Genomic DNA, 12,911 nt, shown 5'->3' with positions numbered 1-12,911 from the left:
CTCACCGCGCCGCCTCCACGGCGCGTTCGCGCGTGGCCCGCAGCCGCAGCAGGGCCGGCACGGTGAGGATGAGCGCGGTCGCGATCCACAGGCCGGTGGCGATCGGGCTGTGCACCAGCACGGCGGCGTCGCCGTTGCTGATGGACAGGGCGCGGCGCAGGTTCTGCTCCATCAGCGGGCCGAGCACGAAACCCAGGATCAGCGGCGCCATGGGCACGCCCTGCTGGCGCAGCAGGTAGGCCGCGAAGCCCAGCGCGGCCATCAGCAGCAGGTCGAAGGTGGTGGCGTGCACCGCGTAGACGCCCACGCTGGAGACCGCCAGGATGCCGGGCACCAGCACCCAGTAGGGCACGTTCAGGATGCGGGTGAACAGGCCCACCATGGGAATGTTGAGCACCAGCAGGATCACGTTGGCCAGGAACATCGAGGCGATCAGGCCCCACACCAGGTCGGGCTGCTGGCTGAACAGGGCGGGGCCGGGCGTGATGTTGTAGAGCGCCAGCGCGCCCATCATCACGGCCGTGGTGCCCGAGCCCGGCACGCCCAGGGTCAGCATGGGCACGAAGGAGCCGGTGGCGGCCGAGTTGTTGGCGGCCTCGGGCACGGCCACGCCGCGGATGTCGCCCTGGCCGAACGTGCCGTCCTTGTCGATCAGCCGCTTCTCCATGGCGTAGGTCATGGCGCTGGCCACGGTGGCGCCCGCGCCGGGCAGCACGCCCACCACGAAGCCCACGACGCTGGCGCGCAGGGTGCTCCACCACGTGTGGGCCATCTCGCGCAGGTTGAAGAGCGTGCGGCCGGTCTGGGGGATGGGCCCCGCGCTGGCGTGGTGTTCCCTCAGCATGAGCAGGATCTCGCTGATGGAGAACACGCCGATGACCACCACCACGAACTGGATGCCGTCGGACAGGTGCACGTCGCCGCCGGTGAAGCGGTAGACGCCGGAGTTGGCGTCCAGGCCCACGCAGGACATGGACAGGCCGATGAGGGCCGCCAGGCCGGCCTTCACCGGCGCGTTGCCCAGCAGGCCGGCGATGCAGGCGAAGGCGAAGCACATCAGCGCGAAGTACTCGGCCGGCCCGAAAGACAGCGCCCAGGCGGCCAGCAGCGGCGCGAACATCACGATGCCCAGCGTGGCGATGAGCGAACCCACGAAGGAGCTCCAGGCCGAGATGGACAGGGCCACGCCCGCCAGGCCCTGGCGGGCCATGGGGTAGCCGTCCAGCGCGGTCATGATGGCGCCGGCGTCGCCCGGCACGTTGAGCAGGATGGAGGAGATGCGTCCGCCGTACTCGCAGCCGATGTAGACGGCGGCCAGCAGGATGAGCGAGGCCTCGGGCGGCAGTTTCATCGCGAAGGCCAGGGGCATGAGAATGGCCACGCCGTTGATGGGACCCAGGCCAGGCAGCAGGCCGACCACGGTGCCGATGAAGGAGCCGATGGCGGCGATCAGCAGGTTGATGGGGCTGAAGGCCACGCCGAAGCCGTCCATCAGGTGTCGCAAGGTGTCCATGGCGCGGCCCTCAGAGCAGGAAGGACAGCAGGCCGGCGGGCATGGTCACGTCCAGCAGCCGGTCGAAAAGAAAATGCAGGCCCACGCCCAGCGCGGCGCCGCTGGCCAGCGACTGCTTCCAGCCGCCGCCGAAGGCCCTGCCCACGGGCAGGGCCATCAGCAGCGTGGCGAGAATGAAGCCCAGCCACTGGAACAGCGCCGCGTAGGCCAGCACCGTGCCCGCGCACAGCAGCGTGCCCTTCCAGGGCACCTGGGCGAAGGCGCCGCCGCCGGCCGAGGGGCGCAGCACCAGCCACAGGCCGCCCAGGCCCATGCAGGCCGCCAGCAGCAGGGGAAAGGCCTTGGGCCCCAGCGGTTCGTAGGAATAGGCGGCGGTATAGCCCTGCGCGGCCCAGGCCATGGCCGCGGCCGTGGCGACGCACACCGCGCCAAGAAGGCGGTCACTCATGGAGACTCCAAGGGAAAGGGCGGGCCGCCGCGCGGGCGGCTCGCGGGACAGCGGAGGGGGCCGCTCAGTTCGCCGGCTTGGTCGACAGGCCGAACTCTTCGGCCAGCTTGCGGTAGCCGGCCACCTGCTGCTTCACGTAGGCGTCCAGCGGCGCCCCGGTGATGGCCAGGGGGAACAGGCCGCGCTCTTCGCGCAGCTTGTCGTAGGCCGGCGTGGCCATCATCTTGGCGAAGGCCTCGGCCCAGGCCTGGTAGTCGGCGTCGCTGACCTTGGGGCCGAGGTAGAAGCCGCGCACGATGGGCCATTCGACGTTGAAGCCCTGTTCGGCCGCGGTGGGGATGTTGGCCATCTCGCCCGGCAGGCGCTTGTCGTTCATGACGGCCAGGATGCGGATCTTGGCGCCCGCCTTGCGCTGCTGCAGGGCCTCGGCCGCGTCGCCGGTGAAGACGTGGATGTGGCCGCCCTGCAGGGCGGTCATGGCCTCGCCGCCGCCTTCGAAGGCCACGTAGCGCATGGTCTTGGGGTTCACGCCGCCGGCGCGCGCGGTCAGGGCGGCTTTCATCCAGTCCTGGCTGCCCACCGTGCCGCCCGCGCCCAGCACCACCTTGTTCGGGTCGGCCTTGATGGCCGCCATGACGTCCTTGAGCGACTGGTAGGGCGAGTTCTCGGCCACGATGACCGCGCCGTAGTCGGTACCGATGGCGGCCAGCCAGCGCACGTCGTTCTCGGTGTAGCGGCCGAACTTGCCCTGCGCCAGGTTGAGCAGCGAGCCGCCGGAGAAGGCCACGATGGTGCTGGCCGCGTCGGGGCGCTGGGCCACGATGGTGTTGTAGGCCACCGCGCCGATGCCGCCTGGCATGTAGGTCACGCGCATCGGGTCGGCGATGAACTTGCCGTCCTGCAGCGCGGACTGGGCCAGCTTGCAGGTCAGGTCGAAGCCGCCACCGGGTTTGGCGGGGGCGATGCACTCGGTCTTGGCCAGCGGGTTGGCCATCGCGCCCAGCGCGCTGGCCGCCAGGGCCGCGGCCACGAGGTGCCTGGAAAGCGTCATGGTGTGTCTCCTCGGAATGGAATCAACGGGCGGCATTCGGGGATGCCGCGGAGGCACTGTAGGAGGCCGGCACTTTCAGGCCGCTTTCAGCCGAGGCGCGATAAACCGCGGGTAAACCCGCGGCCCATGGCCGCGCGTCAGGCCCCGCCGGCCGGCAGCGGCAGGACCATCTCCACCTGAAGGCCGCGGCCGTCCGGCCCCGGCCGGGCGCGCAGTTCGCCGCCGTGCCGCTGCGCCACGGTGCGCACGAAGGCCAGGCCCAGGCCGGAGCCCGGCACGGCCGCGCCGCTGCCGCGAAAGAAGCGCTCGCCCAGGCGCTCCAGGTCGGCCGCGGGCAGCCCGGCGCCGTCGTCGACCACGGCCAGGCAGGCCTCGCGCTGGCCCGAGGGCATGACGCGTTCGCGCACCGACAGCGTGACGTGGCAGCCCGCGCCACCGTGCCGGATGGCGTTGTGCACCAGGTTCGACAAGGCCTCGCGCAGCAGGTCGGCGTCGCCGGTGAAGGCCAGGCGCCGGGCCGGGGCGTCCAGACCCAGGTCGACCGACTGGTCGCGGGCCGCGTGCCAGCCGTCGCGCACCACGGATTCGGCCAGCCACACCAGGTCGACGGCCTGGAAGTCCAGCGGGGCGCTGTCGGCGCGCGCCAGCGAGAGCAACTGGTTGGTCTGGCGGATGGTCTGGTCGAGTTGCGCCCGGATGGACTCAAGCACCGGGCGCTGCTGCGCGGGGTCCTGCTCGCGCAAGGCGTAGGCCACCTGGGTGGAGAGCGTGGCCAACGGCGTGCGCAGCTGGTGCGAGGCGTCGTCGACGAAGCGCCGGCGCAGCTCGGCCTGCTCTTGCGCGCGCGCGACGTGCCGGTTGATGGCCTGCACCAGCGGCAGCACCTCGGCCGGCACGCCGTCGGGCGACATGGGCGTGAGGTCGTCCGGCTGGCGCGCCTCGACCTCCTGGCGAAAGCGCGACAGGGGGTGCATGGCCCAGGCGATCGACACGGTGAGCAGGCCGGTCGCCAGCACGATCAGCAGCAGGTCGCGCGCCAGGCTGCGCAGCAGCAGGTCGCGGCGGAAATCGTTGCGCGCCTCCAGGGTTTCGGCCACCTGCACCACCACGCGCTGCGGCGGCCGCTGGCCGGCCAGCGGCTCGGCCAATTCGCGCGCGTAGCTGCCCACGCGCACTGGCTGGCCCAGGTATTCGCCGTCGTGGAACTGCGGCTTGCCGGACTCCAGCGGCCGGGGCGGGCGGGGCAGGTCGGGGCTGCCGATCTCGACCAGGCCGTCCTCGGACGCGACGCGGTAGTGCACCTGCCCCTGCGCGGTGAGTTCAAAAAACTCCAGCATGCGGTAGGGCAGCTCCACGCCCAGGCCGCCGCTGGCGGTGGAGATGCTGGAGTCGATGGACTTCACCGCGCCCAGCAGCGAGCGGTCGTAGGCGGCGTCGGCGGCGTCGTTGGCGGTGGTCCAGGACAGCCAGAGCTCGGCCGCCGTCACCGCCAGCATGCCCGGCAGCAGCATCAGCAGCAGCAGGCGCCGGATGCTGGCCAGCGGCCAGCGCGGCCGCTTCATGCCTGAGCCTCGAGCATGTAGCCCAGGCCGCGCAGGGTCGTCACGCGAACGGGGCTGTTCTCCAACCGTTTGCGGATGCGGTGGATCAGCACCTCGATGGCCTCGGGGTGCACGTCCTGCTCGTCCGAGAACACGCGCTCGAGCAGCTCGCGCTTGGACAGCGGCTCGCCCGGGTACTGGATCAGGGCCCGCAGCACGGCGTGCTCGCGCGGCGTCAGGGCCAGGGGCTCGTGCTGCAGGCGGAACTGCTTGGACGCGCTGTCGTAGCTCAGCGGGCCGCAGGCAAAGCGTGGGTGTTCCTGGCCCCGGGCGCGGCGGATCAGGGCCGTCAGGCGGGCCTCCAGCTCGGCGACGTCGAAAGGCTTGGCCATGAAGTCGTCGGCGCCGCCATGCAGGCAGCCCACGCGCTCGTTCAGGGAGTCGCGCGCGGTGAGGATCAGCACCGGCAGCCGCTGGTCCGCTTCGCGCAGGTCGCTCAGCACGTCGTGCCCGTCCAGCCCGGGCAGGCCGAGGTCGAGGATCAGGGCGTCGTAGCGCGTGGCCTTGAGGCTGCGGCGCACCAGGCGGCCGTCGGCGACCCAGTCGACCTGGAAGTCGTTCTGCCCCAGGGCCTTGACCAGCCAGGTGGCCAGATCGGCTTCGTCTTCGGCGAGCAGGATGCGCATGCCGTGGGTCCGCCTCAAGGCCGCACCGGGCGCAGGCAGCCCAGGTCGCCTTCGGGGCAATGGAGCTGGCGGCGCAATGCCTGGGTGCGCTCGCGGGTCAGCCGCGTCTGGCAGTGCAGCCGCACCATGGGTTCGGCGCTGCCGCCGCGCACCGCGCTGGCCTCGAACCCGCAGGTGGCGGTGCGGTAGGTCAGCCAGTCCTTCTGGGCGGTGCGCAGCAAGGTGCGCCTGGCGGGGTCGAGACTCGCGGACAGCTCGCGCAGCACCGCCGCGTGGGCCGCTTGCGCGTGTTCGAAGTCCTGGTAGGCGCAGGCGGTGAGCTGGCGCTGCGTCTCGGCCTGGGCGCAGTCGGCCGGCAGGTCCTGCGCGGGCGCGGTGGCGCCGGCCCAGGGGGCGAACAGCCCCAGGCAGAGCAGGGCGGCGAGACGTGGCATGAAAGGTCCTTCCCGGCGGAACGCGGCGACGGGCCATTCTCCGCCGAAACAAAACGACAAGAAGCGATACCGCCCCGAGACCCGGTGTCGGCGCCCGCCGCGCACCATGGCGGCCACGTTCCACCCCGTCCAAGAAAGGACCCGTCATGAAACCCTGGATCAAGCGAACCCTCATCGGCCTCACCAGCGTCACCGTGCTCGCGGGCGGCCTGGCGGCCTGCGGCCACCGCGCCCACTACGCCGACGGCCCGGCCTCGCCCGAACGCGTGGCCGAGTGGCGCGGCAAGGCGGTCGATCGCGTGACCCGCAAGCTCGACCTCACGGCCGAACAGCGCCAGAAGCTGGAGCTGCTGGCCGACAAGCTGATCGCGCAGCGCAGCGCCATGATCGGCCAGACCCCCAACCCGCGCGCCGAGATGAAAGCCCTGGTGGCTGGCGAGAAGTTCGACCGCGCCCGCGCCCTGCACCTGCTCGACGAAAAAACCCGCGCGTTGCAGCTCACCACACCCGAGGTCATCGCGGCCCTGGCCGATTTCTATGACAGCCTGAACCCCGCCCAGCAGGCCGAGGTGCGCGAGTTCCTCGAAAAGCGCCGCGGCTGGTTCCACCGCGGTTGAGCGGGGCGCGCCATGTCGCCCGCGCTGCAAGCCATCGCCCATCCGCTGCGCGAGCACGGCCCCGTGCTGCTGGCCGATGTGAACGACCCGCACGACGAGGTGCTGGCCCTGGTGTGGGGCCCGCGCTTCGACCGCGAGCACGCGATGTGGCTGTGGTCGCGCCTGTCGCGGCGCGCGCCGCAGCAGGCCGTGCCGGTGCTGCCCGCGCTCATGGGCGCGGCGGAGCGCTTCGACGCGCTCGATGTGCCCGCGCAGCGGCGCGTGCGCCGGCTCATCCTGCGCCACCGCGCCCTGCGGGCCGCACTGGCGGTGTGAGAATGTGCGAATGCCCCGCATCCTGCTGATCGACGACGACACCCAGCTCGGGCCGCCCCTGGCGAGCTACTTCCAGCGATTCGATCTGGCGCTGGTGCACGCGCACACGCCCAGCGAGGGCCTGGAGCATCTGCGCCGGGGCGGCTTCGACGCCGCCATCCTGGACGTGATGCTGCCCGAGATGGACGGCTTCGAGCTCTGTCGCACCATCCGCAAGGACAGCGACATCCCCATCGTCATGCTCACCGCGCGCGGCGACGTGATGGACCGCGTGGTGGGCCTGGAGCTGGGCGCCGACGACTATTTGCCCAAGCCCTTCGAGCCGCGCGAGCTGGTGGCGCGCGTGCAGACCGTGTTGCGCCGCCGCCCGGCGGTGGCGGCGGCCGCGCCCGACGTGCTGGCCTTCGAGGGCCTGAGCATCGACCCCGCGCGGCGCCAGGTGCTGCGCCAGGGCGAGGCGGTGGAACTCACGGGCACCGAATTCGAGCTGCTGCACCTGCTGGCGCGCGAGGCCGGGCGCGTGCTCAGCCGCGACGACATCCTCAACCACCTGCGCGGGCACGAGGCCGAGCTGCTCACGCGCGCGGTGGACATCGTGGTGAGCCGGCTGCGCAAGAAGCTGGAACCGCTGGACTGCATCAAGACCCTGCGCAACGCGGGCTACTCGCTCGCGCTGCGGCGCGCACCGGCACCGCGCCCATGAAGCCGGCCGCCGACCCGAGGCCGCGTTGGCGGCATTCGCTCAAGCTGCGCCTGCTGGGCGTGTTCCTGCTGCTGGCCTTCCTGGTGGCCTTCATCTTCATCGGTGGCGCCCAGAAGGCTTTCACCCTGGGCTGGAAGGAGGCTGGGCGCCCGCTGCTGATGGACTACGTGACGCGGCTGGCGAACGACGTGGCGCCCCAGGGCCGGCCCGACGTCGAGAAGGCCCGCGCGCTGGTGGAGCGTCTGCCCATCGTCACCATCGACATCACCGGGCCGGTCGTGCAGTGGCGCTCGCACCCGGCACTGCCGCGCCCGCACTGGCGCAAGGACAGCGGCGCCGGCGACTGGAACGACGACGAGACCTGGCGCGCCCTGGTGCAGCGCCGCACCGCCGACGGGCACGTGATCGAGTTCGGCCTGAACGATGCCGCCATCGAACGCCGCCCGCGCCTGTTCGTCTTCGCGCTGGTGGCCCTGCTGGTGGTCACCGGGCTGGCCTTCTGGTACGTGCGCCGCCTGCTGAGCCCGCTCGACGCCATCCGCGCCGGGGCCATGCGGTTCGGCGCGGGCGATTTCTCGCAGCCCATCGCCGTGCCCGCGCGCCGCTGCGACGAGCTGGGCCAGCTCGCGCAGACGGTGAACACCATGGGCCAGGACATCGAGCAGATGCTGCAGGCCCAGCGCGCGCTGCTGCTGGCCATCAGCCACGAGCTGCGCAGCCCGCTCACGCGCGCGCGCCTGAACACCGAACTGCTGCCCGAATCGCCCGAGGTGAACCCGCAGCGCGAGGCCCTGCTGCGCGACCTGGGCGAGATGGCGCGCCTCATCAGCGACCTGCTGGAAAGCGAGCGCCTGGCGGGCCGCCACGCGGCCCTGAACCGGGAGCCCACCGAGCCGGCCACGCTGGCGCGCGAGGTGATCGCCGAACTGGCGGCGACGCGGCCCGAGGCGCGGCGCATCGGCCTGCGCCTGGACGAGGGCTTGCCCCCGGCCTTGCTGGACCGCGTTCGGGTTCGCCTGCTGCTGCGCAACCTGCTCGACAACGCGCTGCGCCATGGTGCGGAGGCCGCCACGCCGCCGGAGCTGCGCGTGGAGCGCGTGGACGCTGGGGGGCTGCGCTTCGTGGTGCGCGACCACGGCCCGGGCGTGCCCGACGACCAGATCGCGCACCTGGCCCAGGCCTTTTACCGCCCCGACAGCGCCCGCACCCGGCACGCGGGCGGGGTGGGGCTGGGGCTCTACCTGTGCCGGCTGGTGGCGCAGGCGCACGGGGGCCGCTGCGAGATCCGCAACGCCCGTCCGGGGCTGGAGGTGAGCGTCACGCTGCCGGCACAGGCGTGAGGCGCTGGGCGCGGGCCTGCCGGCATGGGGCAGGCGGACCGCGTGTCCGGAACCGCTTCGCAGGGGCCGTTCTGCGCCCGTTTTTTGCCGGTTTTCGACCGATTGGCCGAGGGGTTTCCGGCCTAGAGTCGCGGGCTATGTACCGGCCGCTGCCCCTGGATTCCTTTGCCTTGCACGAACCCGTTCCGGTCAACATCTGGGACGCCAAAGGCGTTCTGCTGCTGCGCAAGGGCGAGACCATCACCTCGGAGCAACACCGTGGCGTGTTGCTGCTGCATGCGCCGGTGGTGCTGGCCAGCGACTGGCAGGCGCTGAACTACGGCTACACCGCCTCGCTCGACCGCATGGTGCGGGACAACCAGGCGCTCAATCGCATCGCCGGGCTGAGGGCGCTGTCGGCCTCGCCGGCCGAGGTGGCGGCGCGCGACGCTGGCGTGTCGGTGCCCGAGGCCTGGGCCGAGCTGCACGCCACACTGGCGGCGTTGCTGCACCAGGGGGCCAGCGCGCACCAGTTCCTCGAACGTGTGCTGCGCGTGCAGTCGCAGGGTGAGCAGCTCTGGCACGACCAGGCCGACAACAGCCTGCTGGTGCTGGTGCAACTGCTCTTCGACACGCGCGTGTCCTACAGCGCCACGCACGCGCTGCTGGCCGCCGGCCTGTGCGCCCTGGTCGCGCCGCTGGCCGGGTTGGACGAGAAGCAGCGGCGCGCCCTGGTGCTGGCCGCGCTGACCATGAACCTGGGCATGACCCGCGAGCACGACGAGATGGCCCGCCAGCCGGGGCCGCTCAGCTCGGCCCAGCGAAAGGTGGTGCGCGAACACCCCCAGCAAAGCGTGGCCCTGCTGCGCCAGCTGGGCGTGCTGGACGCCGAATGGATCCGCCTGGTGGCGCAGCACCACGAGAAACCCGACGGCACGGGCTACCCCAAGGGCGAGCGCGTCGACCGCATCACCCACCGCCTGCTGCAAATGGCCGATGTGTACGTGGCCTGCATCAGCCCGCGCAAGAGCCGCGGCGCGCTGCTGTCGCAGCAGGTGGCGCGCGAGCTGTACATGGGCGGCCATCGAGCCCCCGACCAGCTGGGCGCGCTGTTCGTCAAGAGCGTGGGCTTCTACCCGCCCGGCAGCTACGTGCGGCTGGCCAGCGGCGAGCTGGGCGTGGTGGTGCGCCGGGGCGAGAAGGCCAACGAACCGCGCGTGGCCGCGCTGGTGGGCCGCCAGGGCCTGCCGCTGGGCGAGCCCGTGCTGCGCGACACGGCCGATCCGACCTGGGCGGTGGCCGCCAGCCTGCCGCCGGGGGAGGTGAAGGTCATCGTCAACGTGGACCGGCTGATCGCGCGCGGCTGAGCCCGCGCCGGTGGACGGCGGCCCGCGGCGAGGGCGGCCTCAGCGCCGGATGCGCGCCAACCGCTCCTGCAGCGTCGCGGCCGACAGCTCGCCGATGCGCGTGCCCACCAGGCAGCCGTCCGCGTCGAAGAACAGCGTGGTCGGGAACGCCTTCTGCTCAAAGACCGCGCCGGCGGCGCGCGTCTCGTCGATCAGCGCGTTGTCCAGTCCCAGGCCGCGCGACCGCAGCCAGGCCCGCACCTGGTCCGCCGCTTCGCCCTGGTTGAGGAACACGACGTTCACGTCCGGCGATTGCCGCTGCGCGGCCGCCAGCACGGGCATTTCCCGCACGCAGGGTGGGCACCAGGTGGCCCAGAGGTTGATCACGGTGGGCTTGCCCTGGAAGGTCCGCAGGTCCACCTCCGCGCCTTGCAGGGAGCGCACCGTGAGCGCAGGAAGGCGCCGGTCGGTGTCGGGCAGCGCGCTCAGCGCGCCGAGGCCGGCGACGAAAACGGCCGTGCCGGCCATCAGCGCGGAACGCAAGGCCGGCCAGGCCTGGGGCGCACGCCGGCGGGCGCGGACGAGGGCGTACAGCCAGGCGCCCAGCAGGCCGGCCACGGGGTTCCAGCCGCCGTCGCGGATGTCGAGCATGCTGAGCGGCTCGGCCAGGTAGGCCGAGCGGTACTCGACGATGAATGCGATCCGCGCGAGCAGGGCGCCGGCCCAGAGCGCGCCCCACAAGCCATCGCCCGGATCGGCGCCCTGGCGCCGGCCCAGCCACCGGCCCAGGGCCCAGGCCACCAGCAGCGAGGCCAGCACGGCGCCCAGGCCCCAAGGCAGCACCAGCGGTCCCAGGGTGATGGCGGGGTTCATGTCGTGTGGGCTCCTGGGAGGGGTGGCGGCGCGCTGGCGCCGGGATGGGACAATAGCGGGTTCGGGTGCAGGCCCTGTGTGCCGCGCGAGGCGCACAGGGCCGCCTCACCCGATGGACCATTCGCCGATGGAAAAGATTCCCCCCACACCGCCCTTCAGTCCCTGGCGCCTGTCCGTCGCGCCGATGATGGACTGGACGGACCGCCACTGCCGCTTCCTGCACCGCCTGCTGACGAAGCGCACGCTGCTCTACACCGAGATGGTGACGACCGGCGCGCTGATGCACGGCAGCGTGCAGCGCCACCTGCGCTTCAACACCGAGGAGCATCCGGTGGCCCTGCAGCTGGGCGGCAGCGAGGCCGACGAGCTGGCCCAGGCCGCCCGCCTGGGCGAGCAGTGGGGCTACGACGAGATCAACCTCAACTGCGGCTGCCCCAGCGAGCGCGTGCAGCGCGGCGCCTTCGGGGCCTGCCTGATGGCCGAGCCGCAGACCGTGGCCGACGGCGTGAAGGCCATGCGCGACGCGGTGTCCCTGCCGGTGACGGTGAAGCACCGCATCGGCATCGACAAGACCGAGAGCTACGGCTTCGTGCGCGACTTCGTCGGCACCGTGGCCGAGGCGGGCTGCGAGGTCTTCATCGTGCACGCGCGCAACGCCTGGCTGCAGGGCCTGTCGCCCAAGGAGAACCGCGAGGTGCCGCCGCTGCGCTACGAGCTCGCGCACCGCCTCAAGCGCGACTTCCCGCGCCTGACCATCGCGGTCAATGGCGGCATCACCACCAACGAGCAGATCGCCGATCAGCTGCAGCACGTGGACGGCGTGATGCTGGGCCGCGAAGCCTACTATCGTCCCTGGGCGCTCACCCGCTGGGACGAGACCTTCTTCGGCGCGCCGCCCAGCGACGTGGACCGCGACGCCGTGGAGGACGCCATGGTGCGCTACATGGAGCGCGCGCACGCCGAGGATGGCTGCCCCTGGTATGCCATCGCGCGCCACATGCTGGGCCTGCGCCACGGCTTGCGCGGCGCGCGCAAGTGGCGCCAGGTGTGGAGCGACCACCGCCTCAAGCCCCTGCCGCCGCGCGAGGTGTGGCGCCTGGCGCGGGCGCACGTGAGCGACGAGGCCGAGACGCTCGCCGCCTGAGCGGCGCAGCGCCCGCGGACGGTGGCGCTCAGGCCGCCCGCAGCATCGCCTCGGGCGTGTCGTTGATGGTGGTGCGGCGCAGTTCGCGCCGCTCGCTGATGTCGTAGCGGCGGCCGCGGTGCAGGGTGCTGCGGTTGTCCCAGATCACCAGGTCGCCCGGCGTCCATTCGTGCACGTAGACGTTCTCGCGCCGCGTGGCGTGCTCCAGCAGGTCGCTCAGGTACATGCGGCCTTCGGCGATCGGCCAGCCGATCACCTCGCGCGCGTGCACGCCGACGAACAGCACCTTGCGGCCCGAGCCCGGGTGGGTGTCCGCCAGCGGCCAGACCGCCGGCGGGATCTCCTTCTTCTGGTCGTCGGTGTAGGCGTCGTCGCCCAGCAGGATGCGCGTGTGCAGCGCGAAGTGCTCGGCCTGGAGGTCCTCGATCTCGGCCTTGGTGCGCTCGTCCAGCGTGTCGTAGGCGTGGCGCAGGTCGGCGAACTCGGTGTTGCCGCCCCAGCTGGGCGTGATCACGCAATGCAGCATCGAGTAGGCCGCGCGCGGGTTCATGAAGGAGCTGTCGCTGTGCCAGAGCTGGTTGGCGAAGTTGGAGAGGTTCTTGGGCGAGTCGCGGCGCGCGATCTTGCCCTGGGCGTCGACGTTGGAGATGTCGATCAGGCGCTCGTCTTCCAGGCGCTCGGGGCGCTTGAACACGCGCTTGAGGCCGATGTCCAGCGGGCCGAAGTGCCGGGCGAAATCGAGCTGCTGCTGAGCCGTCAGCGGCTGGCCGCGAAAGACCAGCACGGCGTGCTCGTTCATGGCCGCGTTGATCGCGCGCACGTCCTCGGCCGCGAGCGGGCGGGTGAGGTCCAGGCCGCTGGCCTCGGCGCCGAAGACCGGGTGGATGGGCTTGAGTTGCAGGGAGCTCACGGTGCGGGGTC

14 protein-coding genes are annotated in these 12,911 nt (G+C 72.1%); 6 read left to right on the top strand and 8 right to left on the bottom strand.

All coding sequences use genetic code 11. From position 1 onward, the window contains the following. Position 1: 1 nt before the first annotated feature. From BHU06_RS07635 to BHU06_RS07610, 6 genes are all read right to left on the bottom strand, one after another. On the bottom strand, positions 2-1,513 hold the full coding sequence (locus tag BHU06_RS07635; RefSeq protein ID WP_070398553.1) for a tripartite tricarboxylate transporter permease: 1,512 nt from the start codon (positions 1,511-1,513) through the stop codon (positions 2-4). A gap of 10 nt (positions 1,514-1,523) precedes the next feature. Further along, positions 1,524-1,961, bottom strand: a complete 438-nt coding sequence (locus BHU06_RS07630) for a tripartite tricarboxylate transporter TctB family protein (RefSeq protein WP_070398552.1) — start codon at positions 1,959-1,961, stop codon at positions 1,524-1,526. A 64-nt stretch (positions 1,962-2,025) separates the two neighbouring features. Further along, positions 2,026-2,955 carry a tripartite tricarboxylate transporter substrate binding protein gene (locus BHU06_RS07625; protein ID WP_239478335.1) on the bottom strand — a complete coding sequence of 310 codons (930 nt, stop codon included), beginning with the start codon at positions 2,953-2,955 and terminating at the stop codon, positions 2,026-2,028. A 194-nt stretch (positions 2,956-3,149) separates the two neighbouring features. Further along, complete coding sequence (locus BHU06_RS07620; protein ID WP_070398550.1) at positions 3,150-4,574, bottom strand: sensor histidine kinase; 1,425 nt, start codon at positions 4,572-4,574, stop codon at positions 3,150-3,152. Then, positions 4,571-5,239: a response regulator gene (locus BHU06_RS07615; protein WP_070398549.1), complete on the bottom strand. Its 669-nt coding sequence runs from the start codon at positions 5,237-5,239 to the stop codon at positions 4,571-4,573. Before BHU06_RS07615 ends, BHU06_RS07620 begins: the two co-directional genes overlap by 4 nt. Positions 5,240-5,253: 14 nt before the next feature. Further along, positions 5,254-5,673 (bottom strand): lysozyme inhibitor LprI family protein, encoded by a 420-nt coding sequence (locus BHU06_RS07610; protein ID WP_175442820.1) that lies wholly within the window; start codon positions 5,671-5,673, stop codon positions 5,254-5,256. A 146-nt stretch (positions 5,674-5,819) separates the two neighbouring features. Here BHU06_RS07610 and BHU06_RS07605 point away from each other — a divergent pair, with 146 nt between their 5' ends. The 5 genes from BHU06_RS07605 (at position 5,820) to BHU06_RS07585 (ending at position 9,994) form a co-directional block, all read left to right on the top strand. Next, positions 5,820-6,290, top strand: coding sequence for a Spy/CpxP family protein refolding chaperone (locus tag BHU06_RS07605; protein ID WP_070398548.1), 471 nt, complete (start codon positions 5,820-5,822; stop codon positions 6,288-6,290). 12 nt (positions 6,291-6,302) lie between these two features. Next, positions 6,303-6,605: a hypothetical protein gene (locus BHU06_RS07600; protein ID WP_070398547.1), complete on the top strand. Its 303-nt coding sequence runs from the start codon at positions 6,303-6,305 to the stop codon at positions 6,603-6,605. A gap of 10 nt (positions 6,606-6,615) precedes the next feature. Further along, a complete protein-coding gene (locus tag BHU06_RS07595) occupies positions 6,616-7,308 on the top strand; it encodes a response regulator transcription factor (RefSeq protein WP_070398546.1) in 693 nt (230 codons plus the stop codon). Next, entirely contained in the window at positions 7,305-8,648 is a 1,344-nt protein-coding gene (locus BHU06_RS07590) for a HAMP domain-containing sensor histidine kinase (RefSeq protein WP_070398545.1), read from the top strand. Before BHU06_RS07595 ends, BHU06_RS07590 begins: the two co-directional genes overlap by 4 nt. Before the next feature lie 170 nt (positions 8,649-8,818). Further along, positions 8,819-9,994 carry an HD-GYP domain-containing protein gene (locus tag BHU06_RS07585; protein WP_139146985.1) on the top strand — a complete coding sequence of 392 codons (1,176 nt, stop codon included), beginning with the start codon at positions 8,819-8,821 and terminating at the stop codon, positions 9,992-9,994. Between the two features lie 39 nt (positions 9,995-10,033). On the opposite strand, the gene BHU06_RS07580 is transcribed toward BHU06_RS07585, so the two are convergent. After that, positions 10,034-10,846, bottom strand: coding sequence for a TlpA disulfide reductase family protein (locus tag BHU06_RS07580; RefSeq protein WP_070398543.1), 813 nt, complete (start codon positions 10,844-10,846; stop codon positions 10,034-10,036). 127 nt (positions 10,847-10,973) lie between these two features. On the opposite strand from BHU06_RS07580, the gene dusA reads away from it, so the two are divergent. Beyond that, positions 10,974-11,990, top strand: coding sequence for a tRNA dihydrouridine(20/20a) synthase DusA (gene dusA, locus BHU06_RS07575; protein WP_139146984.1), 1,017 nt, complete (start codon positions 10,974-10,976; stop codon positions 11,988-11,990). Positions 11,991-12,018: 28 nt separating this feature from the next. Here dusA and BHU06_RS07570 read toward each other — a convergent pair whose 3' ends face one another. After that, a complete protein-coding gene (locus tag BHU06_RS07570; RefSeq protein WP_070398737.1) occupies positions 12,019-12,900 on the bottom strand; it encodes a TauD/TfdA family dioxygenase in 882 nt (293 codons plus the stop codon). Positions 12,901-12,911: the final 11 nt, after the last annotated feature.

Source organism: Hydrogenophaga sp. PML113, from assembly GCF_001777155.1.
Taxonomy (GTDB): Bacteria; Pseudomonadota; Gammaproteobacteria; order Burkholderiales; family Burkholderiaceae_C; genus Hydrogenophaga; species Hydrogenophaga borbori.
The sequence above is the reverse complement of the archived record's forward strand: the minus strand, read 5'-3'. Positions and strand labels throughout refer to the sequence as shown.